At 65.9% G+C, this 23,866-nt stretch carries 21 protein-coding genes; 4 read left to right on the top strand and 17 right to left on the bottom strand.

Annotation, left to right across the window (positions count from 1 at the left end; translation table 11 throughout):
• The first annotated feature begins 15 nt into the window (after positions 1-15).
• Together DDZ17_RS12025 and DDZ17_RS12030 are read left to right on the top strand one after the other, a co-directional pair.
• Entirely contained in the window at positions 16-2,016 is a 2,001-nt protein-coding gene (locus DDZ17_RS12025) for a M48 family metallopeptidase (RefSeq protein ID WP_116367135.1), read from the top strand.
• Between the two features lie 141 nt (positions 2,017-2,157).
• On the top strand, positions 2,158-2,571 hold the full coding sequence (locus DDZ17_RS12030; RefSeq protein ID WP_116367137.1) for a helix-turn-helix domain-containing protein: 414 nt from the start codon (positions 2,158-2,160) through the stop codon (positions 2,569-2,571).
• A gap of 8 nt (positions 2,572-2,579) precedes the next feature.
• On the opposite strand, the gene DDZ17_RS12035 is transcribed toward DDZ17_RS12030, so the two are convergent.
• From DDZ17_RS12035 to DDZ17_RS12095, 13 genes are all read right to left on the bottom strand, one after another.
• Positions 2,580-4,406, bottom strand: coding sequence for a sensor domain-containing diguanylate cyclase (locus DDZ17_RS12035; protein WP_116367139.1), 1,827 nt, complete (start codon positions 4,404-4,406; stop codon positions 2,580-2,582).
• 89 nt (positions 4,407-4,495) lie between these two features.
• Positions 4,496-5,800, bottom strand: a complete 1,305-nt coding sequence (locus DDZ17_RS12040) for an adenylosuccinate synthase (protein ID WP_116367141.1) — start codon at positions 5,798-5,800, stop codon at positions 4,496-4,498.
• 6 nt (positions 5,801-5,806) lie between these two features.
• Positions 5,807-6,991: an ATP phosphoribosyltransferase regulatory subunit gene (locus tag DDZ17_RS12045; protein ID WP_116367143.1), complete on the bottom strand. Its 1,185-nt coding sequence runs from the start codon at positions 6,989-6,991 to the stop codon at positions 5,807-5,809.
• Positions 6,988-7,182 carry a DUF2065 domain-containing protein gene (locus DDZ17_RS12050; RefSeq protein WP_116367145.1) on the bottom strand — a complete coding sequence of 65 codons (195 nt, stop codon included), beginning with the start codon at positions 7,180-7,182 and terminating at the stop codon, positions 6,988-6,990. Before DDZ17_RS12050 ends, DDZ17_RS12045 begins: the two co-directional genes overlap by 4 nt.
• Before the next feature lie 120 nt (positions 7,183-7,302).
• Positions 7,303-8,178: a protease modulator HflC gene (gene hflC / locus DDZ17_RS12055; RefSeq protein WP_116367147.1), complete on the bottom strand. Its 876-nt coding sequence runs from the start codon at positions 8,176-8,178 to the stop codon at positions 7,303-7,305.
• Between the two features lies 1 nt (position 8,179).
• Entirely contained in the window at positions 8,180-9,343 is a 1,164-nt protein-coding gene (hflK, locus tag DDZ17_RS12060; protein WP_116367149.1) for an FtsH protease activity modulator HflK, read from the bottom strand.
• An 82-nt stretch (positions 9,344-9,425) separates the two neighbouring features.
• A complete protein-coding gene (gene hflX, locus DDZ17_RS12065; RefSeq protein WP_116367151.1) occupies positions 9,426-10,697 on the bottom strand; it encodes a ribosome rescue GTPase HflX in 1,272 nt (423 codons plus the stop codon).
• 61 nt (positions 10,698-10,758) lie between these two features.
• Positions 10,759-11,007, bottom strand: coding sequence for an RNA chaperone Hfq (gene hfq / locus DDZ17_RS12070; RefSeq protein WP_116367153.1), 249 nt, complete (start codon positions 11,005-11,007; stop codon positions 10,759-10,761).
• Between the two features lie 169 nt (positions 11,008-11,176).
• Entirely contained in the window at positions 11,177-12,130 is a 954-nt protein-coding gene (gene miaA, locus DDZ17_RS12075) for a tRNA (adenosine(37)-N6)-dimethylallyltransferase MiaA (RefSeq protein ID WP_116367278.1), read from the bottom strand.
• Positions 12,131-12,179: 49 nt separating this feature from the next.
• On the bottom strand, positions 12,180-14,039 hold the full coding sequence (gene mutL, locus DDZ17_RS12080) for a DNA mismatch repair endonuclease MutL (RefSeq protein ID WP_116367155.1): 1,860 nt from the start codon (positions 14,037-14,039) through the stop codon (positions 12,180-12,182).
• 8 nt (positions 14,040-14,047) lie between these two features.
• A complete protein-coding gene (locus DDZ17_RS12085) occupies positions 14,048-15,361 on the bottom strand; it encodes an N-acetylmuramoyl-L-alanine amidase (protein WP_116367157.1) in 1,314 nt (437 codons plus the stop codon).
• Positions 15,362-15,390: 29 nt separating this feature from the next.
• Positions 15,391-15,864, bottom strand: coding sequence for a tRNA (adenosine(37)-N6)-threonylcarbamoyltransferase complex ATPase subunit type 1 TsaE (gene tsaE / locus DDZ17_RS12090; RefSeq protein WP_116367159.1), 474 nt, complete (start codon positions 15,862-15,864; stop codon positions 15,391-15,393).
• Complete coding sequence (locus DDZ17_RS12095; RefSeq protein WP_116367161.1) at positions 15,861-17,435, bottom strand: NAD(P)H-hydrate dehydratase; 1,575 nt, start codon at positions 17,433-17,435, stop codon at positions 15,861-15,863. Before DDZ17_RS12095 ends, tsaE begins: the two co-directional genes overlap by 4 nt.
• Before the next feature lie 170 nt (positions 17,436-17,605).
• Here DDZ17_RS12095 and queG point away from each other — a divergent pair, with 170 nt between their 5' ends.
• Entirely contained in the window at positions 17,606-18,706 is a 1,101-nt protein-coding gene (gene queG, locus DDZ17_RS12100; protein WP_116367163.1) for a tRNA epoxyqueuosine(34) reductase QueG, read from the top strand.
• Here queG and DDZ17_RS12105 read toward each other — a convergent pair.
• Positions 18,703-19,437 (bottom strand): FHA domain-containing protein, encoded by a 735-nt coding sequence (locus DDZ17_RS12105; protein ID WP_116367165.1) that lies wholly within the window; start codon positions 19,435-19,437, stop codon positions 18,703-18,705. The genes queG and DDZ17_RS12105 overlap by 4 nt on opposite strands.
• A gap of 62 nt (positions 19,438-19,499) precedes the next feature.
• Positions 19,500-20,048, bottom strand: a complete 549-nt coding sequence (gene orn, locus DDZ17_RS12110) for an oligoribonuclease (RefSeq protein WP_116367167.1) — start codon at positions 20,046-20,048, stop codon at positions 19,500-19,502.
• Between the two features lie 89 nt (positions 20,049-20,137).
• Here orn and rsgA point away from each other — a divergent pair, with 89 nt between their 5' ends.
• Complete coding sequence (gene rsgA, locus DDZ17_RS12115; RefSeq protein ID WP_116367169.1) at positions 20,138-21,154, top strand: small ribosomal subunit biogenesis GTPase RsgA; 1,017 nt, start codon at positions 20,138-20,140, stop codon at positions 21,152-21,154.
• Positions 21,155-21,160: 6 nt separating this feature from the next.
• Here the strand turns inward: rsgA and asd are convergent, their stop codons facing one another.
• Both asd and DDZ17_RS12125 read right to left on the bottom strand, forming a co-directional pair.
• Positions 21,161-22,003: an archaetidylserine decarboxylase gene (gene asd / locus DDZ17_RS12120; protein WP_116367171.1), complete on the bottom strand. Its 843-nt coding sequence runs from the start codon at positions 22,001-22,003 to the stop codon at positions 21,161-21,163.
• Positions 22,004-22,097: 94 nt separating this feature from the next.
• Entirely contained in the window at positions 22,098-23,534 is a 1,437-nt protein-coding gene (locus DDZ17_RS12125) for a PhoH family protein (RefSeq protein WP_116367173.1), read from the bottom strand.
• Between the last annotated feature and the right edge of the window lie 332 nt (positions 23,535-23,866).

Consider the following 23,866-nt stretch of genomic DNA (forward strand, 5'->3'; position numbering starts at 1 on the left):
GCGCACTGAACCCACATGGATTTTTTCCAGCAACAGGATATCGCCCGGCGCAACGCGCGCCTGTTGCTACTGCTGTTTTTGATCGCCGTACTGCTGCTGGTGTTGCTCACCAATGGGGTGGTGGCGGCCTTTCTCTGGTTCTCCCAGGACTACAACGTCTACGCCGGCAGCCGCAGCGGCGTGGCGGGTTTCTGGGATTACGTCAGCTGGGCCCGTTTTGGCGGCATTGCCCTTGGCATTTGCGCCACGGTGGCCTTTGTGGTGATGCTGAAGTGGCTGCAGCTGTCCACCGGCGGCAAAGTGGTGGCCGAAGCCATGGGCGGCAGCCGCCTGCTGCCACAGAGCCGCGACCAGCTGGAGCGGCGCTGCCTGAATGTGGTGGAGGAAATGGCACTGGCGGCCAACATGCCGGTGCCGGCGGTGTATGTGCTGAACGGCGAGCGCGGCATCAACGCTTTTGCCGCCGGCATTACCCCGGCCGATGCGGTAGTGGCGGTCACCCGCGGCGCCCTGGAACACCTCAAGCGCGACGAGTTGCAGGGCGTTATCGCCCACGAGTTCAGCCACATCCTGAACGGCGACATGCGCCTCAACATTCGCCTGGCCGCCATGCTCAAGGGCATCACCTTTGTCGGCGATGTCGGCCATGTGCTGCTGCGCTCATCCAACCGCGCCCGCACCGGCCTCAGCGCCCGGCGTGGCGAAGGCGGCGCGGCGCTGCCTGTGCTCGGCCTGGCGCTGTTGGTGCTGGGCTGGGTGGGCGGACTGGCGGCGGGCTTTATCAAGGCCGCCATCAGCCGCCAGAAGGAGTTCCTGGCCGACGCCTGCGCGGTGCAATACACCCGCCACCCCCAGGGCATTGGCGATGCCCTCAAGGTGATTGGCGGCTACCTGCCTGGAACGCTGGTACACGCCGCGCGGGCGGCGGAGATGTCGCACATTTTCTTCGGCCAGATTGAGCACTCCCTGTGGCAACTGTTCGCCACCCACCCGCCGCTGGAACAGCGCATTCGCAAGATCGACCCCCACTGGGACGGCCGCTATATCGAGCGGCCCATCCAGCACTACCCGGGTGAGCCCAGCCGCCCCGGCAGCGGCCAGGTGGGCGTTGGCCGGGCGGCACTGGTGGCCGCGGCCCTCGCCGGCGCCACGCTGGATGATATCGATGCTGCGGCCGGCAGTGGGGCCGATGCCGTTCCAGACACGCATTCAGATGCCCTTTCGGACACCCGCCCTGACGCGCCGCCGGCGAGCGCCTCGGCAAAGCGACAGGCCCTGCCAGCGGCCTTTGTGCAGCAGGCCCACAACCCGGTGGGAGCCCAGGCCCTGACCCTGGCACTGCTGGTCAGCGACGACGAAACCGTACGCCAGCACCAGATGGCGCAGGTGGCCGAGGCCGACATCCAGGGACTGGTGGAACTGGTGAACACCCTGGCGCCCGGGGTGGCGGCCCTTGCCCCCTGCCAGCGCCTGCCGCTGGTGGAACTGTGCCTGCCGGCCCTGAAGAGCATCTCCGCCGGCCAGTACCGCGCCTACAAGCGCAGCCTGCTGGCCCTGATTCGCGCCGACCGCCGCACCGAACTGTTTGAATGGTGCCTGTTCCAACTGCTGCGCCACTACCTGGACCCGGAGTTCCTGCGGGTCAAGCCGAGCCGCCCCCGCCACGCCCGCCTGTCGCGGGTTAAAGGGGAACTGGCCATTGTGCTGTCGGTGCTGGCGCGTGAGGCCGGCACCGACCCGCAGCAGGCCGTGAAAGACGCGGCCTGGGAGCTGGCCCTGCCCGATCTGAGCCTGCTCGACGAGGAACACAGTTCAGTGGCGGATTTCAGCCGGGCGGTAACCACCCTGGCGGACTGCTACCCCCTGCTGAAGCCGCGCATTCTCAAGGCCATGGCGCGGGTGGCGGGGGCCGATGGCGAGGTCACCGGCGCCGAGCGCGAAATCATCCACAGCGTGGCCGCGGTCATGGACTGCCCGGTGCCGGATGACCACGTCTGGCAAAGCGCCACCCCCTGAACAATCCACCAAATTCGGCCAGGCACCCCGGCCCCAGTGGCAGGAGCGGCAACGGCTGCTATGCTAAAATCAGGCCCGCGGCCACGGATGGCTGCGCGCCCGAATTAACCAATCTAATAATCCGAACAAGGACGTTTGGCTATGGATCTCACTACCGCTAATCGCCGCGGCTGCCTGGGCGTGGGCCCGGCTGCGGACAAGCCCCCCAAGTTTCCCCTGTCACGCACCACCGACCAGGTGCTCGATATCCTGCTGGAAGGCGACCTGGCGCGCCTGCGGGCAGAGAGCGTCGCCCAGCAGCTGGGCATGAGCTGCACCACCCTGCGCCGGCGCCTGCGGGCCGACCACACCCACTACCAGTTTTTGCTGGACAGGGCGCGGCAGTACCGCTGCGAGCAGCGCCTGAAGGACACCTGGCTGCCGGGCAAGTGCCTGGCGGACGAGCTGGGCTACCTGGAAGTGAACAGCTTCTACCGCGCCTTTCGGCGCTGGACCGGCTTCAGTTTCAGTGAATACAAGCTACGCCGCGAACGCGGTGAATCCCTGCTGCACTGATGAGCCCCTCAGGGCGCGGCCTGCTGGCTGTCCAGCACCACCCGGTTGCGCCCTTCGCTCTTACCCTGGTAGAGGGCGGCATCGGCCCTAGCCACGCACTGCTCCAGGCTTTCGCCACGGCGGAATTCGGACACACCGAAGGTCATGCTGATGCGCAGGCGGTGCCCCTCGGCTTCAAAAAGGTTATCCGCCAGTCGCTCGCGCAGCTTCTCGGCCAGCAGCGCTGCACCATCAGCGCCGGTTTCCGGCAACAGCAGGATAAACTCCTCCCCACCCCAGCGGGCCACCCTATCGGCGTCGCGAATCCCCTCCCGCAGCAGGCTTGCCACCCGCATCAGGATCATGTCGCCACTGGCGTGGCCGTAGCGGTCGTTCACCGACTTGAAGTGGTCGACATCGGCCAGAATCAGGCTGAAACCGCGACCGGTGCGGAACATGCGCTGGATTTCCACCTCCGCCTCGGCAATAAAGCCGCGCCGGTTATAGAGGCCCGTGAGGGGGTCAACCCGGGCCGCCTCGGTGAGGCGGCGATTGGCCGCTTCCAGCGCCTCGGTGCGCTCCGCCACCTCCTGCTCCAGTTGCCCAAGGGCGGCGGTCATGCGGTTGGCCAGCGACACCGCCATGGACATCACAAAGATCAGGAAACCCCAGGGCAGCAGGCGCGGGTTGCTGAGGTGCAGCAGGTCCACCCCAATGTCGTGCAGGCAGGTGCCAATAAACAGCATGGCCCCCAGTGCAATGGTACGCGCCTCGTCGTGGCCCTCCAGCATGCTGCGCAGAATGCGCCAGGCGGTCAGGCCAAGGGCCGGCAGGGTCCACAATTGCCAGGCGGTGAGCGTGCGCCAGTGAATCTCCAGGCCGGGCATGGCCACAAACAACACAGCCGGTAACAGGAAACTGAGCTGGTACACCCGCAGCCAGCGGCCAATAGGGCGATCCAGCAGCGACCAGACCCCCTGCAGCGACAGTGGCGGCACCAGGTAGATGGCGGCAAATTCGAGTTTTTTGTAGACCGCAAATTCCCAGCCGAAAAAGTAGCGCCACTGGTTCAGGGACAGCCCGTAGATGCCAATCACCACCGCCGCCAGGCCAAACCAGAGGAAGCTGTCCAGATGGCGGTTGCGGTAGTAAATGTAGAGGTGGTAGAAGCCGAACACGACGCAGATGATGCTGACGATCAGGCCCGGCATCTGGTCGATCACCGCATCCAACAACAGGCGGTCCTGGCGCGCCAGGCGGAAGTGCCCGCGGTAAGGGCCAACCCCCCAGCTGTCGCTCACCGCCACGTCGCCGCCCCATACCCGCAGGGCCAGCACCAGTTCGCCGTTGGCGTCCACGGCAGAAAATGGTAGGGAGAAGATGCGGGGGCGGTCGTAGTCGATAACCGGGTCTGGTGCTGGTGGCAGGCGCCCCACGCCCCCCACCAATTGACCGCCGGCGTAGAGCTCGTAGGCACTCATGACCGAGCCGAACTCCAGCCCCAGTGACCACTGCTGCGCTGTCGGCAGCGGCGCAAAGCGCATGCGAAGACGGTACCAGGACCAGCCCTCTTCGCTGTTCTCGGGCACCCAGCGGTGGGGCAGCGTCACGGATTCCCAGGCGCTGTCGTCAAAACCCGGGGCGGCCCAGGCGACGTTGTCGCCAACGGCAAAGCGCCAGCCGTTCTTGAGTTTCTGCCCGGCAAAGGCCTGCTCGGGGCTCAGCACCACGGCGCCGCCGGCCGGGTCCTGCGAGCTGGCTGGCACACTGGCCACAGCGCCGCCAACGGCCAGCAGGGCCAGCACTAGCGCTGGCAGCAGGATGGCGGGTAGGCGAAGGGGGAAAAATCGGTGCATGGCACCATTATAAAGGCCGGGTGCAGCCCTGCACCCGGCTCAGCGGCTTTTTCAGACAATCGTCACATTCCAGACGGCCGCCAGCAACGTCAAGCTTTGTCTGCACCAAAGGGGTGGCGCAGTACGATGGTTTCCACCCGGTCAGGGCCAGTGGAAATAATATCGATGGGCGCACCCACCACTTCCTCGATCTTGTGGATGTAATCCACCGCTGCCTGGGGCAGCTCCGCCAGGGATTTGGCCCCCAGGGTCGACTCCTGCCAGCCGGGCACCACCTCGTACACCGGCACCAGCCCCTCGTAATCGTCGGAATCCACCGGGTTGGGCACGGCGTTGCCGTCTTCGTCGGCGTAGCCGACACAGATCTGGATGCTCTCCAGCCCGTCCAGCACGTCGAGCTTGGTCAGGCACAGGCCGGACACCGAGTTGATGTTGACCGCGTTGCGCAGGGCCACGGCGTCAAACCAGCCACAGCGGCGCGGGCGGCCGGTAGTGGCGCCAAATTCGTGGCCGCGCTCGGCCAGGCGGGCGCCCGTTTCATCAAACAGCTCGGTGGGGAAGGGGCCAGAACCCACCCGGGTGGTGTAGGCCTTGGTGATGCCCAGCACGTAATCCAGGTACAGCGGGCCAAAGCCGGAGCCGGTCGCGGTGCCGCCAGCGGTGGTGTTGGAACTGGTCACAAAGGGGTAGGTGCCGTGGTCGATGTCCAGCAGGGAGCCCTGGGCGCCCTCGAACATGATGCGCGCGCTGGTTTTGCGATACTCGTGCAGGATGGCGGTCACGTCGGCCATCATCGGCAGCAATTGCTCGCCCATGGCCAGGGTCTCGACCAGCACTTTGTCCACATCCAGCGGCTCTACCTTGTAGTAGTGCTCCAGCTGGAAGTTGTGGAAGTCCATCACCTCGCGCAGCTTGCGGGCAAAGCGCGCCTCGTCCTGCAAGTCGCCCAGGCGCAGGCCACGGCGGGCGGCCTTGTCTTCATAGGCGGGGCCAATGCCGCGCCCGGTGGTGCCGATTTTCTCCTCACCGCGACGCGCCTCGCGGGCCTGGTCCAGCGCCACGTGGTAGGGCAGGATCAGCGGACAGGCGGGGGAAATACGCAGGCGTTCGCGCACCGGTACGCCCTTGGCTTCCAGGTCGCCGATTTCCTTCAGCAGGGCGTCGGGGGCCAGCACCACGCCGTTACCGATCAGGCACTGCACATTCTCCCGCAGGATGCCGGACGGAATCAGGTGCAGGACGGTTTTCTTGCCGTCGATCACCAGGGTATGGCCGGCGTTGTGGCCGCCCTGGAAACGCACTACGGCGCTGGCCTGGTCGGTCAGCAGGTCGACTATCTTGCCCTTGCCCTCGTCACCCCACTGGGTGCCGAGAACCACTACGTTCTTGCTCATGCGGTATTAACTCGTTGCTTGGTCGGTATTCAAAGCCTGCACCTGCCACTGCCCGTCGCGCTCCGCCAGTTCGCGGTCGCAACGGGGGTCGGGCGCGCCGGAAAGGCAGTTGATCACCACCTCCCCCGCTGAGCGCAGGGCCGCCACCCGGTCCAGCAGGGCCGGGTCGTCACTGTCAGGCATGCTGATGGCACCCTGCCCGGTCTCCTCGGTGGGCAGCAGCGCCATCAGCGCCTTCAAATCGGTGGCAAAGCCGGTGGCCGGACGGGCCCGCCCGAACACCTTGCCGACATCATTGTAGCGCCCGCCGTTGGCCAGCGCCTGGCCGTGGCCGGGCACGTAGGCGGCAAACACCATGCCGGTGTGATAGTGGTAACCACGCAGTTCCGCCAGGTCGAAGTAAATGGCTACATCGGGGCGGTTGCGTGCGATATCGGTGGCCACGTCCTGCAGGGCGTCGATGGCCACCAGGGCCTGGGGGGCACGCTCGCTGAACAGCTCGCGGGCGCGCTCCAGAACGGATTCGTCGCCGTGCAAGTCCACCAGGCTGACAATCAGGTCGCGGGTCGCCGCATCGGCCTGCGCCAGCGCCAGTTGCAAATCCGGCAGCGACTTGCGCTGCAGGGCGTCAAACACCGCCGCTTCCTGCTCTGCCTCAAGGCCGGCGGCATCCAGCACTGCGCCGTATACGCCCACATGGCCAAGGTCGAGGGTGATGTCGCAGAGGCCGGCGGACGCCAGGGTGGCAAGCATCAGGCGAATGATTTCCACATCCGCCGCCAGGCTGTCGTCACCGTACAGCTCGGCACCCAGCTGAATGGGCGAGCGCGAACCGGTGGGGGTGCGGGCGCGGGTGTGCAGGGTGGAGCCGGCATAGCACAGGCGGGTCACGCCGCTCTGAGCCAGGCTGTGGGCGTCGATGCGCGCCACCTGCGGCGTCATGTCAGCGCGCACACCCAGGGTGCGCCCACTGAGTTGGTCGGTCATCTTGAAGGTGAGCAGATCCAGATCGGCACCGAGGCCAATCAGCAGGGAATCCGTAAACTCCACCAGCGGCGGTATCACCAGCTGGTAGCCCCAGCTGCGGTAGAGGTCCAGCAACTGCCGGCGCAGGCGCTCGGCGGCGGCCGCCTGTCGGGGCAGTACCTCCTCCACGCCGTCGGGCAGTTGCCAGCGATCCACGCTTGTCATCCGTTCACCCAATACAGTAACAGCAGCCCCGCCAGCATGCTGCCGAGGCCGATCTTGCGAATTGTACGGTCGTCCAGGCGCCCCACGGTGGCCAGCATCTCGCGCCAGCTGGCCGGGCTCAGGAAGGGCAACACACCTTCAATGATCAGCACCAGTGCCAGGGCGACCGGGAGTACTTGCCAGAAATCCATGTTTGGGGGGTCCTGGTCATAAAAAAACCGCGAGGCCCGGTGATTGGAAGAATCACCAGAGCTCACGGTTGCGGGATGGTACCACAGGCGCCGGCGCAGGCACCCGTGATTATTTGGGTATTACTGCCCGCCCTTCGGGTCCTTCAGGTAGCGGAAGAACTCACTGTCCGGTTGCAGCAGCAGCATGTCACCGCCGCCCTGGAAGGCTTCGCCATAGGCCCGCAGGCTGCGGGTAAAAGCGTAGAATTCCGGGTCTTCGTTGAAAGCGTCTGCATAGATGGCGGTGGCCTGGGCGTCGCCCTCACCGCGAATCTGCTCGGCGTCCCGGTAGGCGTTGGCCTCAATCACAGTCACTTCGCGGTCTGCGGCGGCCTTGATACCCTCGGCCAGTTCCTGGCCCTGGGAGCGGTGCTCGCGGGCCTCTTTTTCACGCTCGGCGTTCATGCGGCGGTACACCGACTCGGACACATCCGGCGGCAGGTCGATCTGTTTCACCCGCACGTCCACCACTTCCACACCCAGTTCGGTCAGGGCGACCTCGTTGAGCTTGTTGGTGATGTTCTCCATCAGCTGGTCGCGCTCGCCGGACACCACCTCCTGGATGGTGCGCACGGCCACCTGGTTGCGCAGGCCGTCGTTGATGCGCTGGGACAACAGGCCCATGGCCCGGGTTTCCTCACCGTTGGTGGCGGTGTAGAACTTGGCAGTATCGGCCACCCGGAACTTGGCGTAGGAATCCACAATCACCGCCTTCTTCTCCTGGGTGAAGAAGCGCTCGGGCTGGGAGTCCACGGTCAGCACGCGGCCATCGAACTTGCGCACGTTGTTGACGAAGGGAATCTTCCAGTGCAGGCCGGGCTCGATATTCGGGTTGACCACTTCACCGAACTGCAGCATCACCGCGCGCTCGGTTTCGCGGATAACGAACACGGAGTTGCTGACCACAAACAGCACGATCACGGCCAGCAGGATCAAAGTCACATTACGTCCAGACATCTTAGCGGGCTCCCCTGCGGCTGGTGGAACTGGCTTCGCTGCGTTCCAGTTGCTCGGCCACGGCATCCACCAGTTCGCGCATTGTGTTGCTGTCGATCTGCAGGCGGCGTGCGGTGCCGCCGCTGCTGGCGGATTTCTCCGCCAGTTTGTCCAGGGGCAGGTACATCACGTTGTTGCCGCCCTCTACGTCGACCATCACTTTATTGGCGTTGGCATACACGCCCTGCACCGCATCCAGGTACAAGCGTTCGCGGGTTACCTGGGGCGCCTTCTTGTACTCGGTCAGCAGTTTGCTGAAGCGCTGGGCCTCACCCTCGGCATTGGCGATCACCTGCTCCTTGTAGGCGCTGGCCTCCTCGATCTGGCGCTGGGCGCGGCCGCGCGCCTCCGGCACGATGCCGTTGGCGTAGGCCTGGGCCTCGTTCTTCAGGCGCTCTTCGTCCTCGCGGGCCTTGATCACGTCGTCAAACGCCGCCTGCACCTGGCTCGGCGGCTTGGACTCGTCCACGTTGACCTTGGATACACGAATGCCGGTTTCATACTGGTCCAGATAGTTCTGCAGGCGGGTGCGCACCTCGGTGGCGATCTGCGCCCGGCCCTCGGTGAGCACCAGGTCCATGCGGGTATCGCCCACCACATGCCGCACCGCACTCTGGGCGGCGTGCTGGAGGGAGTTCTCCGGCGACCGCACCTTGAGCACAAACTTGTTCGGGTCATCAATCACGTACTGCACCGACATTCTCACCTCGACGATGTTCTCGTCCTTGGTGAGCATGGTTTCGCGGAAGCTGACGGAGCGAACCTTGGTGGTGTTCACCTTCACCACCTCGTCGACCAGCGGCGGGTTCCAGCGCAGGCCGGGCTGGGCGGTGACATGGTATTTACCAAAGCGCAGCACCACGGCGCGCTCCTGCTCGTCCACCTGGTAAAAGCCCATCAGGGCCCACACCAGCAGGGCGCCGGCCGCCAGTACCAGCAGCAGGGAGCCGGACAGGCCACCACCGGAACCACCGCCGGTGCTGCCTCCGCGACGGCCGCCGAAGATGCCGCCCAGCTTGTCCTGTAATTTCTTCAGTGCCTCGTCCAGATCGGGTGGCCCCTGATCGCCACCGCCCCAGGGGTCCCTGGGCTTGTTGTTGCCGCCGCCCGGCTCGTTCCAGGACATACCTGTCTCCTAGTGTGAAAGTGCTCGCAGTCTAACATTATTCGCGGGGCCGGGCAGTCGCCCGCAGCACCCCGCAGGTGCTTCAGAACAGCGGTTCCGGGCCTTTTTTCATCAGCCGGTTCCAGTCCGCCCGGGGCAGGCGCACCTGCAGGTGGGCCACGCCGTCGTCCCCGTAGTCTTCCGACTGCACCGCCCCCAGGCGATACAGCGCGGCGCGCAGGCCGCCCTGGTCCGGCGTCAGGTCCAGCGCTTCCTGCACCATGTCCTCGCCCACCAGTTCCGCCACCGCCTGCAACAGCAGGTCGCAGCCTTCGCCGGTCACCGCGCTGAGCCAGACCCGCTCGGGGCGGCCATCCTCATTGCGATCGATACGCGCGGGCTGCTCCAGCAGATCCAGTTTGTTAAAAATCTGCAGGCGGGGAATATCCCCGGCATCGATCTCATCCAGCACTTCCAGCACCTGGTGGATGTTGTCCTCGCGCTCTTCGCTGGCGGCGTCGATCACATGCAGCAGCAGGTCGGCGCTGCGGGTTTCTTCCAGGGTGGCCTTGAAGGCCTCCACCAGGTTGTGGGGCAGGTGGGAGATAAAGCCCACGGTATCGGCCAGCACCACCGGGCCCACGTTCTCCAGCTGCAACCGGCGCAGGGTGGGGTCGAGGGTGGCGAACAGCTGGTCGGCGGCGTACACCTCCGACGCGGTCAGGCGATTGAACAGGGTGGACTTGCCGGCGTTGGTATAGCCCACCAGCGATACGGTGGGAATTTCTGCCCGGCGCCGGGAGCGGCGCCCCTGGTCACGCTGGCGCTGCACCTTTTCCAGGCGCGCGGTGATGGACTTGATGCGGGCCCGCAGCAGGCGGCGGTCTGTCTCCAGCTGGGTTTCACCCGGGCCGCGCAGGCCGATACCGCCCTTCTGCCGTTCCAGGTGGGTCCAGCCCCGCACCAGGCGGGTACTCATATGCTGCAGTTGGGCAAGCTCCACCTGCAGCTTGCCCTCGTGGGTGCGGGCGCGCTGGGCGAAGATATCGAGAATCAGCCCGGTGCGATCCAGCACCCGGCATTTGAGCTCGCGTTCGAGGTTGCGCTCCTGGCTGGGACTCAGGGCGTGGTTGAACATCACCACCTCGGCCTCATGGGCGGCCACTTCGGCGGCGATTTCGGCCAGTTTTCCCTTGCCCACGAAGGTACGTGCGTGCGGCGCATCGCGCCCACCCATCACAAACGCCGCCGGGTCACCGCCGGCGGACAGCACCAGTTCCTCGAACTCGCGGGGGTCCTCCCGCTCGGCTTCGCTGGCCAGGTTCAGGTGAACGAGCACGGCCCGCTCGCCCGATTCGGGTCGGTCAAAGAACAATGGGACCTCGGCAGGTCACTTCAGGGACGCGGGTGGCAGGGCCACCCGCAGGTGAAGGTGCTTAGTTACCACCCTCTTCCTCAGGCGGGTTCTGCATTGGCAGACGCACCACGCGGGAAGGGACAACGGTGGAAATGGCATGCTTGTACACCATCTGGCTGACAGTGTTCTTCAGCAGCACCACAAACTGGTCGAAGGATTCGATCTGGCCCTGCAGCTTGATGCCGTTGACCAGGTAGATCGAAACCGGTACGCGCTCCTTACGCAGAATATTCAGGTAAGGGTCTTGTAGAGTGTGCCCTTTTGACATAACTCTTCTCCTAAGTTGGCTCAACGCGAGCCCAAATGAACAACGGCCTCTTGTTCAATCCAGTGGCGTCAGTGGCCCCCCACCGGGGATGACATCGGGCCTTCCAGCGGCGCTGACAGCCCGGATCGGGTTGTACACGCCTTGTGAAACAGTATAGATCAGTCCAGTGCTAGTGATGTGGGGCACGGCCAATAAAATTCAAGGCCTGCTGTAACAAATCTTCCACACACTGTTCCACCGCAGAGTGTGACCGCGGCGCCGGCAGAACGTTCCCGGCGGCGTCGGTTTCCAGCCAGTTGAGCCCCGGCCACTTGCGCAGCCAGGTGAGCTGGCGCTTGGCCAGCTGGCGGGTGGCGGCAATGCCGCGCGCCACCGCGTCATCCAGACTGCATTCGCCGTCCAGGTAGTGCCAGAGCTGGCGGTAACCCACCGCGCGGATGGCCGGCAGCTCCGGGTGCAGCTCTGGCCGCCGGTGCAGGGCGCGCACTTCGTCCAGAAAGCCCGCCGCCATCATCTGCTCGAAGCGCAGGGCGATGCGCTGGTGCAGCACCGCCCGCTCCCGCGGGCAGATGGCCAGCTGGCACAGGCGGTAGCGCTGGGCCGCGCCGCCGCCCTCGCCCTGACGGCGCTGCCATTCGCTGATGGGCACGCCGCTGGCGCGATAGACTTCCAGCGCCCGGCACAGGCGCTGGGAATGGTTGGGGTGAATGCGCGCGGCCGCCTGTGGGTCCACTGCTGCCAGTTCCCGGTGCAGCACGGGCCAGCCCTGCTGCGCCGCCTGGGCTTCAATGGCCGCGCGAATCGCGGCATCGGCCGCCGGCATCGCCGCCAGCCCTTCAAGAAATGCCCGGAAGTACAGCATGGTGCCCCCCACCAGCAGGGGAGTTTTGCCGCGCTGGATAATCCCGTTCACCACCCGCTCGGCATCCGCTGCGAAGTCCGCCGCCGAGTAGGGCTGGCTGGGCTCGCGGATGTCCATCAGGTGATGGGGGTAATCGGGCTTGGCGCTGCCAATGTCGAGGCCCCGGTACACCAGGGCGGAATCCACGCTCACCAGTTCACAACCCAGCACCCGGGCCAGGTCGATGGCCAGGTCGGTCTTGCCGGAGGCGGTGGGGCCCATCAGGCAGATCAGCAGCGGGCGCGGCGCGGCCACGGGCGTGCTCACCGGCTCAGCGGCCGCGCAGGAACAATCGGTCCAGCTCGTCCAGGCCGAGCTGGGTCCAGGTGGGGCGGCCGTGGTTGCACTGGCCGGCGCGCTCGGTCTCTTCCATGTCGCGCAGCAGGGCGTTCATTTCGGGGAGGGTCAGGCGCCGGTTGGCGCGCACCGAGCCGTGGCAGGCCATGGTGGAGAGAATTTCGTCCATGTGGGCTTCGATACGGTCGGAACTGCCGTACTCCGCCAAGTCCGACAGCACGTCGCGCAGCAGCTGCTCGACGTTGGAGTCGCGCAGGGCCACCGGGATCTGGCGAATCAGCAGGCTCTCCTCGCCGGCGCCATCCACCTGCATACCCAGGCGCGCAAACAGCTCGCTGTTTTCCAGGGCCAGGGCCACCTCGCGGCTGCTGACGGCCACCGCCTGGGGCACCAGCAGCGGCTGGCTGCGGATGCCCTCGGCGTCCCGTGCCAGCTTCAGGCGCTCGTAGGTGATGCGCTCGTGGGCAGCGTGCATGTCCACCAGCACCAGGCCGCTGGCGTTTTCCGCCAGAATGTAGATGCCCTTGAGCTGGGCCAGGGCATAACCCAGCGGCGGCACGTCCTCAGCCTCTGCCTCGGGCAGTGGCGCATTGGCCGGGTGCAGCTGGCCATAGGCCCGCATCTGCTCGGCGGCGCGCACCGGCGAGGCGGGGGCGCTGCTGTAGCCCTGGTACCCACCCACGGGCATGGCGCGCCCCTCTGACAACGCCGGGGCAGGCGCCGGCCCACCCCAGGCCAGGGCGCTCTGGGCGCGGATTTCGCCGGTCTGCAAGTCGACGGTTTCGCCGGCGCCCAGGGCCGACACCGGGTCGCTCCCGCCCTGCCCCGGACGCACATCCGCCAGCGCCTTGTGCAGGCTGGAGAAGATAAAATTGTGCACCTCGCGGCCATCGCGAAACCGCACCTCGTGCTTGGTGGGGTGCACATTCACGTCCACCAGGGCCGGGTCCAGCTCCAGGTAGAGCACGAAGGCCGGGTGGCGCCCGTGGTAGAGCACATCGCGGTAGGCCTGCTTGACGGCGTGGGCCACCAGCTTGTCGCGAATCACCCGGCCGTTGACGAAGAAGTACTGCAAATCCGCCTGGCTGCGCGAGAAGGTCGGCAGGCCCACCCAGCCCCACAGGCGCAGGCCGCCGCGCTCGTGCTCCACATAAACCGCCTGCTCCATAAAGGCGGGGCCGCACACCGAGGCCACCCGCCGCTGGCGTTCGGCGGTGGAATCCGCCGGCCGCAGGCTGTGAATGCCGCGGCCGTTGTGACGCAGGCTGAAGCCGACATCAAAGCGCGACAGCGCCAGGCGCTTGACCACCTCTTCCAAGTGGTTGAATTCGGTCTTTTCTGTGCGCAGGAACTTGCGCCGGGCGGGCGTGTTGAAGAACAGATCGCGCACTTCCACCGTGGTGCCCCGGGGATGCGGCGCGGGCTTGACCGCCACTTCCATGTCGCGCCCCTCGCAGAGGGCGCTGCAGCCTTCGCTGGAATCGTCCCGGTGGTTGGAGGTCAGGGTCAGGCGGGATACCGAACCGATACTGGCCAGGGCCTCGCCGCGAAAACCGAGGCTGCCGACCCGCTCCAGGTCTTCCAGCGAGTGAATCTTGCTGGTGGCGTGGCGGGCCAAGGCCAGGGGCAGATCGTCCGGCTCCATGCCCTGGCCGTTGTCGCGAATGCGGATCAGTTTGACGCCGCCTTCTTCCACATCCACCTCGATGCGGGTGGCGCCGGCATCGACGGCATTCTCCAGCACTTCCTTGACCACAGAAGCCGGGCGCTCCACCACTTCACCGGCGGCGATCTGGTTGGCGAGCCTCGGGCTGAGGCGATGTATTCGGGCCATGCGGGACGTCAGCTAGTCGGAATTTTCAGCGTCTGTCCGACCATGATGCGGGTGTCGGACATGCCATTGGCGCTCTTTAAGTCGGTGACCGAAACGTTAAAGCGCTGGGCGATGTCCGACAGTGTATCACCCCGGGCGATGGTGTACTGCTGCCCGCCCTGCTGGCGCTGCCAGGCCAGCAGGGTGCCCGCCGGCGGGTGCTGGCTGAACCAGTCGCGGATGCCGGCGTGAATGGCTCGCGCCATCTGCTGCTGGTAGCTGCGGGTGCTGAGGCGCCGGGCCTCGGCGGGGTTGGAGATAAAACCGGTCTCCACCAGGATGGAGGGGATGTCGGGGGACTTCAGCACGGCAAAGCCCGCCTGTTCCACGCTGCGCTTGTGCAGGCGGGCGATGGCGTCCATGCGCCCGAGCACCGAGCCACCCATTTTCAGGCTGGTATCGAGGGTGGAGGTCATGGACAAGTCGGCCAGCACCCCGGCCAGCACATCGTCCTTGTCCGACAGGTTCACGCCGCCGATCAGGTCCGCCGCGTTCTCGCGCTGGGCCAGGTAGCGGGCGGCGGTACTGGTGGCGCCCTTGGTGGACAGGGCGTACACCGAGGCACCGTTGGCCTGGGGCTTGGTGAAGGCATCGGCATGAATGGAGACGAACAGGTCGGCCTGGCGCTTGCGCGCCAGTTCCCGGCGCCCGGCCAGGCTGACATAGTAATCACCGCTGCGGATCAGGGTAGGCTTGAAGCCGGGCTCGCGCTCGAACAGGGCATACAGCTCCTTCGAAATCGCCAGCACCACGTCTTTTTCGCGCAGGCGATTGGGGCCGAGGGCTCCCGGGTCCTCGCCGCCGTGGCCGGCGTCGATGGCCACAATCAGGTCGCGGCGGCCGCCGGCATCCACCTGGCGGGTCACTGGCGGCGGCTGGCTGGCACTGGCCGCCTGCAGGTCGTACAAATCCAGCACCAGGCGATCGCCCGCCTGCGCATTGGCTTTGAGGGCAAAACTGCGCGGCTTGACCCCGGCATTCATATCGAACACGACCCGCAGGTCATCACCCTCGCGAATGCCGGAGCGAATGTTGCCGATGGGGGTGTCATCGAGCTTCAGGCCCGCCATGCTGGCCTTCAGGGCCACGTCGCTGATGTCCAGCACAATGCGGGAAGGGTTATCCAGGGTGATGAGCTTGTGCTCGGCGGGGCCGGTCAGGTCGAACACAATGCGGGTGTGATCCGGCGCGCGCCACAGACGCACGTCGTGTACCTCCGCCGCCCAGGCCGAGGTAGCCGCCAGCCACCACAGGGTCACAAAGACCCAGCACGCCCTGCCCATATCACTCCCAGACTTTGTCGTTGTTGGACTCAGGCGACCTGTCGCCAGCGCGTCAGCACAGCATTCCCCAATGCCGTGTTGGCGCGCACATCAAGCCGGCGGCCCGAATCCGCTGGACTTATGGTAATCCCAATATCTGCCGGGGGCAAAACACCCCTGCCCCGTGCGGGCCACTCCACCAGGCACAGGGCGTCGCCCGCGAAATAATCCCTCACCCCCATGAACTCCAGTTCTTCCGGGTCGCCCAGGCGGTAGAGGTCGAAGTGGTAGGCCGGCAGTCGGGCCAACTGGTAGGGTTCCACCAGGGTATAGGTCGGACTTTTGACAGCCCCGCTGTGGCCAAGGCCCTGGATAAGGCCGCGACTGAAGGTGGTTTTGCCCATGCCGAGGTCGCCCTCCAGGTACACCACCAGCCCCGGCTCGACCGCCTCCGCCAGCGCGGCGCCAAGCCGCACCATGGCCACTTCGTCGGCAGCGCCGACCTGCCAGTTGGCGTCGCTCATCCCAGCAGCTCCCGCATTGGCGCCAGCAGGTCGCTGGCCAGCAGGCCGCGCTGCCCCGCCGCAGCGGCACTGTCGGCCGCGGCGCCGTGCAGGCACACCCCCAGCGCCGCCGCATCCACCGGCGCCAGCCCCTGGGCCAACAGCGCGGCGATCACCCCGCTCAGCACATCGCCCATGCCGCCACTGGCCATGCCGGGGTTGCCGTAGTCGCTAAGCAGCAGGCGCTCGCCGTCGCAGATCAGGCTGCCCTTGCCCTTGAGCACCACGACCCCGCCGAAGCGGGCCTGCAGGGCGCGCACCGCGGCAAAGCGATCCGCCTGGATGGCGGCGGTGTCCGTCGCCAGCAGGCGGGCCGCCTCCCCCGGGTGCGGCGTGAGCACCCAGCGGCGGCGCGGCGGGCACACACCACCCACACCGCGCGCCAGCAGATTGAGGGCATCGGCATCCACCACCAGAGTAGCGCCGCCAGTATCATTACCGTCCGCACGATCGCCGGCCGCCTGACCGCAGGCCGCCTGACCGCAGGCCGCCTGAAACAGCTGTTCGGACCAGCTGGACTGACCCAGGCCCGGGCCCAGGGCTATCACGTCGGCCGCCGCCAGCATCGGCGCCAGGTCCTGGCGGCCGCGCACGGCGCGGGCCATGGCTTCCGGGCGCCGGGCCAGCAGGGGCGCCAGGTGTTGTTCGCGGGTGGCCACACTCACCAGGCCGGCGCCGCAGCGCAGGGCGGCCTCGGCGGCCAGCAGGATGGCACCGCCCATGCCCAGGTCTCCCCCGACAACCAGCACCCGGCCGCAATCCCCCTTGTGGGCATGGGCCGGTCGTGCCGGCCACTGCCGCAACAGGCTGTGAAGCGCCAGACGCTGGCAATCGGCGGGGTGGGCGGCCAGGCTTGCCGCCGGCACATCGAGCGCCGCCAGGGAAATGGCCCCACAGTGGGCGGGGCCCGCGCCGGTGTGCAGGCCCCGCTTGGCCACGATGAAGGTCACCGTAGCCTGGGCCCGCACAGCCGCTCCCAGTACTCGCCCACTATCCGCGCACAGGCCGGAGGGGATATCCAGGGCCAGCAGCGGCAGGCCAACCGCATTCATCGCGTCGATGGCCTCGCGCTGGACGGGCCTCACCTCACCGCCAAGGCCGGTGCCAAGCAGGGCATCCACCACCACTCCCGCCTGTGCGTTTTGCTGTGCGTTTGGTTGTACGTTCGCCGCCAGGCAGCCGGGGGTAAAAGGTGCGATGGGCACGCCGTTGGCCAGGGCTTGCTCGCGGGCGCGCAGGGCGTCACCGCGGATGCGGGCCGGGTCACCCACCTGCCAGACCTGCACCGGGTAACCGCGTTTGTGGGCAATGTCAGCCAGCAGGTAGCCGTCGCCGCCATTGTTGCCGGTGCCGCAAGCCACCTGCACCGGCCCCGGCTGCGGCCAGTGCTGCAACAAGGCCGCCCAGGCCGCTGCCGCGGCCCGGGCCATGAGGATGTGGCCGGCGATACCGCCTTTTTCGATGGCGTGGCGGTCCAGCGCGCGGGTTTGCGCCGCGCTGTAAAGTCCCTGCAGGTTGCTGTAGTCGAACATGGCTCTCTGTGGCGCTTGTAAAATAGTTTGGGCTGGCGATGCTTGTGTCGCGCTAAAAACCGCGCCAAGACTGGCGGCGCTGTGCGAGGCAAAGCCCCCCTCTGGTAGAATGGCCGGCCTTGGCCCGCGAGCCGCCAGTATAGGCGCCAGCCTCTTTTCGTCACAGCCCGATGCATCCATCCAGCCCGCCAAACGCCCCCCCCGCGCTGACCGCGAGTGAGCAGGGCGATCTATTGCAGTGCCTGCGGGATTGGGCGCAGGAGCTTGGCTTCCAGCAGCTGGGCGTTACGGATGTGGATCTGGGCGAGCACCGCGCCTACCTGCAGAAATGGCTGGACGCGGGCTATCACGGCAGCATGGACTACATGGCGCGCCACGGCGAAAAACGCAGCCGGCCGGAGCAGCTGGTGCCGGATACCTGCCGGGTGATCAGCGTGCGCATGGACTACCACCAAACCGACACCCAGCCCCTGGCGGTGCTCGACAACCCTCAACAGGCCTATATTTCCCGCTATACCCTGGGGCGCGACTACCACAAGCTGATCCGCAAACGGCTGGCCCAACTGGCCAGGCGCATCCAAGCGCAGGCCGGCGGCGGGCACTACCGCGCCTTTGTCGACAGCGCCCCGGTGCTGGAGCGCGCCATCGCCGAGCGGGCCGGCCTTGGCTGGATCGCCAAAAACACCATGCTGATCAATGACAAGGCAGGCTCCTGGTTCTTCCTCGGCGAGATTTACACCGACCTGCCACTACCCACCACCGCCCCCCAGACCAGCAAGCACTGCGGCAGCTGCACCGCCTGCCTGGACATCTGCCCCACCCAGGCCTTTGTTGGCCCCTTCCAGCTGGATGCCCGGCGCTGTATTTCCTACCTCACCATCGAGCACGACGGCCCGATCGACGAGGCTTTGCGCCCGTTGCTGGGCAACCGCATTTTCGGCTGCGACGACTGCCAGCTGGTGTGCCCCTGGAACAAATTCGCACAGGTCAGCGGCGAGGATGACTTCCGCCCGCGCCACGGCCTGGAGGCGCCGGAGCTGGTCACGCTGTTTTTGTGGGACGAGAGCACCTACCTCGCCCGCACCGAGGGCTCTGCCCTGCGCCGCATCGGGCACGAGCGCTGGCTGCGCAATCTGGCGGTGGCGCTGGGCAACGCGCCCACCAGCCCGGCCCTGCTCAGCGCCCTGGCGCAGCGGCGCCAGCACCCGTCGGCGCTGGTGCGCGAACATGTGGAGTGGGCCCTGGCCCGCCACGGCCAGGCGCTGAACTAGCGGTTGGAGCCCTTGCCCGTTTCAGTGCCGGAGCGAGTGCTGTCGATGAAGGTGGTCATGCTCATGGCGTCGTGCTCGGAGCGCGAGCCGCAGAACCGCTCCTCTACACGGAAGATAATATCGTGGAAGCGTACCTCGTCCTCGTGATGCAGACGGTGCCGCCCCTGCACGGTTTTGCCGTTTACCACCGTGCCGTTGGACGAACCGAGATCTTCGATGTACAAAAGGTCGGACTCGACATCGAGGCGGGCGTGGGTGCGCGACACATGGGGGCTGACCACCGCCACGTCGCAGTCCAGCGCGCGCCCCATGGTGATGGGCCGGGTTACCCCAAAACTCAGGCCGGCCAGCGGGCCAGTTTCTGCAGACAGCACCCAGTGAAATTCGGGGTGGTCTTCGCCGCGGCGGAAATAGGTGGATACCGCCTTGCTGCGGCGATCGTTGATGGGCTTGATATTGGAGAGCACCCGCCGCTCTACAAAAGACGGGGTTTTGACAATGCCCTGGGGCGTGATCTGGAAAAACCAGGCCAGGGTGAAGGTCAGGGGAAAACCGAGTACGGCCCCCACCAGCAGGTAGCGCGAGGCCAGCTCATCGTCCAGGCCAAGGGCAGGGAACAGAATATCGCCCACCTGCAGGGCGCCCCAGCACAAAAGCACATAGAGCACACAGGTTCGCAGAACCTTGCGCCGCTTGAGTTCCCTGAAAAATGAATTGACGCCACTAGCCATGGCACTTCATCCCGTGGACAGAGGCCACCAGCGCCCAATCATTGTCGATAAGACCACTTTCTTCAAGCCTCCGTGCGTAGAAAGTGCTGGCGATAATACCGCAGTTCCTCAATGGATTCGCGGATGTCATCAAGGGCGAGATGGGCCCCGCTTTTGCTGAAACCCGCACTCAGTTCCGGCCGCCAGCGCTGGGCCAGGATCTTCACCGTACTCACATCCAGGTTGCGGTAGTGAAAATAGCGCTCCAGCTCCGGCATGTGCCGGGCCAGAAAGCGCCGATCCTGGCAGATACTGTTGCCGCACATGGGCGAAGCACCGGCCGGCACCCACTGGCGCAGGAAGTCGATGGTCTGCCGGCAGGCCCCCGCTTCGTCGATCTGGCTGGCGCGCACCCGCGCCACCAGCCCCGAGGCATTGTGGTGGGTGGTGTTCCACTCATCCATGCCCGCAAGGCGTTCTTCACTCTGCTGCAGCGCCAACACTGGCCCCTCGGCCAGGGTGTTGAGGTCGCTGTCGGTAACAATGGTGGCGATTTCAATTACTGCATCGCGATCGGGATCAAGGCCGGTCATCTCCAGGTCGATCCAGATCAGGTTGGAGGGATTCTGCATACCTGACTCCCCTGACTTTGGCGCCAGTTTAACAAAACACCAAGCGAATACTATTTGCGCGGCCCCGGCCAGCCGCCAATAATGCCGCCATGAGCAAACGCAAACTCACCCGGCGCCAGGCCTGGCGAGTCAATAAAATCCAGCAGGAACGGGCCGAGAGGGCCAAGCGCCGCGATGCCAGCGCCGAGGACAGCCTGCAGGGCGGGAGCCTGGGCACCGAGCAGCAAGGCCTGGTGGTGGCCCACTTCGGTACCCAGGTGGAAGTGGAATCCGCCGCTGGCGAGCGCCGTCGCTGCCACCTGCGCGCCAACCTTGGCAGCCTGGTGACCGGCGACCGGGTCATCTGGTGCGAGGGCGACCCCACCGGGGTTGTCGTCGCCCAACTGGAACGCGAAAGCGAACTGCTAAGGCCAGACAACTTTGGCCAGTTGAAGCCGGTGGCCGCCAATATCGACCGCATTTTTGTGGTAATTGCCGCCCGGCCGGAGCCCCACGCCAACCTGATCGACCGCTACCTGGTGGCCAGCGAAGTGGTGGGCATTGAGCCGGTGCTGGTGCTGAACAAGGTGGATTTGCTGGACGCTGATGCCGCACTGGCGGGCCAGCTCGACACCCTGCTGGCTCCCTATGCCCGCCTGGGTTACCCGCTGTTGCGGGTCAGCGCCCGCGCCGGCGGCACCGACGCCCTGCAGGCGGCGCTGAGCCAGCGCACCAGCATTTTCGTCGGCCAGTCCGGTGTGGGGAAGTCATCCCTGGTGAACAACCTGCTGCCCGGACTCGACCTGCGCGTGGGCGCCCTGTCGGAGCTGACCCACAAAGGCACCCACACCACCACCACCGCCCAGCTGTTTCACCTGCCCTGCGGCGGCAGCCTGATCGACTCCCCCGGCATCCGCGAATTCGGCCTGTGGCACATGGAGCGGGGCCAGGTGGAGCAGGGGTTTCGCGAATTTCGCCCCCACCTGGGCCACTGCCGCTTCCGGGACTGCCAGCACCAGCAGGAACCGGGTTGCGCCATTCTCGATGCGGCACAGGCCGGCAGCATCAGCCCGGCGCGACTGGAGAGTTACCGCAGGATTATTGCCAGCCTGGAACCGGACCGCTAGCGCAAGCTATTGCGCCAGCGCCTCGCCGAGCCGGGTCGGGGTGCCGGCGGTGAAGTGATTGAGCCAGTCGGGCGCACCTTCCGGCAGCAGCAGGATCACTGTCGAGCCCAGCTTGAAGCGTCCCATTTCCTGCCCCTTGGCCAGCTCCACCGCGTCCGGCGCTGCCTGGTAGTTGGCCTGCACCATCTGTCGCGGGGGCGGTGCCACCTGGCCGGACCACACGGTTTCGATACCCGCCACGATCATGGCCCCCACCAGCACCATCGCCACCGGCCCGTATTGGGTATCGAAGTAGCACACCAGGCGCTCGTTACGGGCAAACAACCGATCGACATTCTCCGCCGTTACATTGTTGACGGAGTACAGGTCACCTGGAATGTAACAGCTGGAAGTCAGGCGCCCCGCCACCGGCATGTGTACGCGATGATAGTCACGGGGCGAAAGATAGATGGTGGCAAAGCGCCCGTTGCGAAACTGGGCCACCCGCGCGGCATCCCCGCCGAGCAAGGCCCAGGTGGAGTAATGACGGCCCTTGGCCTGAAAGATGCTGTGTTCGTTGATAGTGCCCAACTGGCTGATGGCGCCGTCCGCCGGACACACCAACGGTGCGTCGTCGATGGGGCGCACACCATCGCGCAGGGCCCGGGTAAAAAACGCGTTGAAATTACCGTAGCGCGTGGGGTCGGGCTCGGCGGCCTCGCTCATGTCCACGCCAAAATGGGCGATGAAACGGCGAATGACCCAGTTCTTCAGCCACAGGGGCGAGCGCCGCTCCGCCAGCCAGCCGGTGAAGCGCGACAACAGATGCTGGGGAACAATGTGCTGCAGGGCAATAAACAGGGAATCCATGGCGCGTGGGGCGTCCTTGTACAGATGGTTGTTATTGGGCGGCCACGGCCGCGGGCGCTAGTGTAGCACCCGGGCCGCGCCAGGGGGCCGACGGCTAGAGGTTCTCCTCGGCAAAGGCCGCCAGCCGCGAACGCACGATGCCATTGACGTGCATGATGCCGGCGTGGGGGTAGGCCTTGCTCTTCTCCACCAGGTAGGTAAGGCCAGAGGTCAGCGGCGAGATGTACTTGTTGTCGATCTGGGCCAGATTGCCCAGCACCACAATCTTGGAGTCTGCCCCCACCCGGCTGATCACGCTCTTCAGCTGGAACTGGGTGAGCCCCTGGCTCTCGTCGATGATGATGTAGGCGTTGTTGAAGGAGCGCCCGCGCATGAAGTTGAGCGACTTGAACTGGATATTGGCCCGCTCTTTCACGTAATCGATGCTGCCGTGACAGGATTCGTCGGCGCCGTGGAGGATTTCCAGGTTGTCATCGAAGGCCGCCAGCCAGGGGGCCATTTTTTCCTCCTCGGTACCCGGCAGAAAGCCGATGTCCTCGGCAATCGGCGGTGTGGAGCGCGCCACGATGAGCTTGTTGTAGCGCTTCTGCTCAAGGATGGCGTGCAGGCCATAGGCCAGCGCCAGCAGGGTCTTGCCGGAGCCCGCCGGGCCGGTCATCACCGTCATATCGACGTTGTCGTCCTCCAGCAGGGCCATGGCCATGGCCTGTTCCAGGTTGCGCGGGGCCAGGCCCCAGAAACGGCGGTGCATGAGGTTGTCGCGACTGTCGCAGCGCAGGTACACGTAGTCGCTGTCGATGCGCTTCACAAAGGCCATGAAGTCGTTGTCGTCGAACAGGAACATGTTGGGGTAGGCCGCCGGCAGCGATTTGCGCGGTACCCGGTGCAGGGTGCAGTCGCCTTCGCGCAGGGTGTCCACTTCGGAAATACCCGCCCAGAAGTCCCCCTCCAGGTGCTCGTAGCCCTTGGCCAACAGGTCGATGTCATCCAGCACCCGGTCGCGCCGGTAGTCTTCCACGTGCAGCAGGCCCGAGCCCTTGGCCTTGATGCGCATGTTGATGTCCTTGGTGACCAGGCACACGAATTCGCTCGGTCGCTCGGCCTGCAGGCGCAGGGCGACATTGATGATGCGGTTGTCGTTGGCCTGGTCCTGGGTGGCGTCGAGAAAGGGGATTTCGGTGCTGTCGGTCAGCAGCTGGTCGGGGTAGATGGCCAGGGTGCCGAGCAGGCCTTCCATCGAACTGCCGGGCACCTCCACTCCGGCCTGGATCTCCTGTGGGGTGGCGGCATCCACCACCTTGTCGATCATCTGGATGGCGATGCGGGCCTCGCGACTCACAGTCTTGTCGCGGCGATCCTTGATGTGATCCAGCTCCTCCAGCACCGTCATGGGGATCACCACGTGGTGTTCATTAAAGGCGGCGATGGCCGTGGGGTCGTGCAGCAGGACGTTCGTATCCAGAACGTAGGTCTTCTTGATGACGGGTTTCAGGTTCGATTTTTCTACGCGCAGGGTGGAGCCTGAGTCCATGAAGGATTCCTCATACAGAAAGGGCCTGAAGTGGGTGCGGTGGAGGCCGGCGACCGATGCCGGTGTGGGGGTTTACGGGAGGGGTAGAGGGCGTTGCCGGGGCGGCGCAAGTGGCGATGAGTGAAAGCCAGGCCTTGGGCCGAGGGCCGCCCGAGCAGGAAAAACTCAGGTGACAGTGGTTGGCGCTGTGGGGGCGACTCCGGGCCGGTTCGGGTGCGGCGGCCGGCCGGGGTCCGGAAATTCTTCAAAAGGCGCTTCCCGGATACTGTGCAGCGACGTTACCCCGATTATTAAACCCGTCGCGCGCCACTGTCAACGCCGGCGCCGGGCAA

Source organism: Parahaliea mediterranea, assembly GCF_003402235.1.
Lineage (GTDB): Bacteria > Pseudomonadota > Gammaproteobacteria > Pseudomonadales > Halieaceae > Parahaliea > Parahaliea mediterranea.

Excerpts from the sequence above, each read along its gene's own strand:
- DDZ17_RS12025 (WP_116367135.1), top strand. The coding sequence starts at position 16 with ATGGATTTTTTCCAGCAACAGGATATCGCCCGGCGCAACGCGCGCCTG.
- DDZ17_RS12030 (WP_116367137.1), top strand. The coding sequence starts at position 2,158 with ATGGATCTCACTACCGCTAATCGCCGCGGCTGCCTGGGCGTGGGCCCG.
- DDZ17_RS12035 (WP_116367139.1), bottom strand. The coding sequence starts at position 4,406 with ATGCACCGATTTTTCCCCCTTCGCCTACCCGCCATCCTGCTGCCAGCG.
- DDZ17_RS12040 (WP_116367141.1), bottom strand. The coding sequence starts at position 5,800 with ATGAGCAAGAACGTAGTGGTTCTCGGCACCCAGTGGGGTGACGAGGGC.
- DDZ17_RS12045 (WP_116367143.1), bottom strand. The coding sequence starts at position 6,991 with ATGACAAGCGTGGATCGCTGGCAACTGCCCGACGGCGTGGAGGAGGTA.
- DDZ17_RS12050 (WP_116367145.1), bottom strand. The coding sequence starts at position 7,182 with ATGGATTTCTGGCAAGTACTCCCGGTCGCCCTGGCACTGGTGCTGATC.
- hflC (WP_116367147.1), bottom strand. The coding sequence starts at position 8,178 with ATGTCTGGACGTAATGTGACTTTGATCCTGCTGGCCGTGATCGTGCTG.
- hflK (WP_116367149.1), bottom strand. The coding sequence starts at position 9,343 with ATGTCCTGGAACGAGCCGGGCGGCGGCAACAACAAGCCCAGGGACCCC.
- hfq (WP_116367153.1), bottom strand. The coding sequence starts at position 11,007 with ATGTCAAAAGGGCACACTCTACAAGACCCTTACCTGAATATTCTGCGT.
- miaA (WP_116367278.1), bottom strand. The coding sequence starts at position 12,130 with ATGGGCCCCACCGCCTCCGGCAAGACCGACCTGGCCATCGACCTGGCC.
- mutL (WP_116367155.1), bottom strand. The coding sequence starts at position 14,039 with ATGGCCCGAATACATCGCCTCAGCCCGAGGCTCGCCAACCAGATCGCC.
- DDZ17_RS12085 (WP_116367157.1), bottom strand. The coding sequence starts at position 15,361 with ATGGGCAGGGCGTGCTGGGTCTTTGTGACCCTGTGGTGGCTGGCGGCT.
- tsaE (WP_116367159.1), bottom strand. The coding sequence starts at position 15,864 with ATGAGCGACGCCAACTGGCAGGTCGGCGCTGCCGACGAAGTGGCCATG.
- DDZ17_RS12095 (WP_116367161.1), bottom strand. The coding sequence starts at position 17,435 with ATGTTCGACTACAGCAACCTGCAGGGACTTTACAGCGCGGCGCAAACC.
- queG (WP_116367163.1), top strand. The coding sequence starts at position 17,606 with ATGCATCCATCCAGCCCGCCAAACGCCCCCCCCGCGCTGACCGCGAGT.
- DDZ17_RS12105 (WP_116367165.1), bottom strand. The coding sequence starts at position 19,437 with ATGGCTAGTGGCGTCAATTCATTTTTCAGGGAACTCAAGCGGCGCAAG.
- orn (WP_116367167.1), bottom strand. The coding sequence starts at position 20,048 with ATGCAGAATCCCTCCAACCTGATCTGGATCGACCTGGAGATGACCGGC.
- rsgA (WP_116367169.1), top strand. The coding sequence starts at position 20,138 with ATGAGCAAACGCAAACTCACCCGGCGCCAGGCCTGGCGAGTCAATAAA.
- asd (WP_116367171.1), bottom strand. The coding sequence starts at position 22,003 with ATGGATTCCCTGTTTATTGCCCTGCAGCACATTGTTCCCCAGCATCTG.
- DDZ17_RS12125 (WP_116367173.1), bottom strand. The coding sequence starts at position 23,534 with ATGGACTCAGGCTCCACCCTGCGCGTAGAAAAATCGAACCTGAAACCC.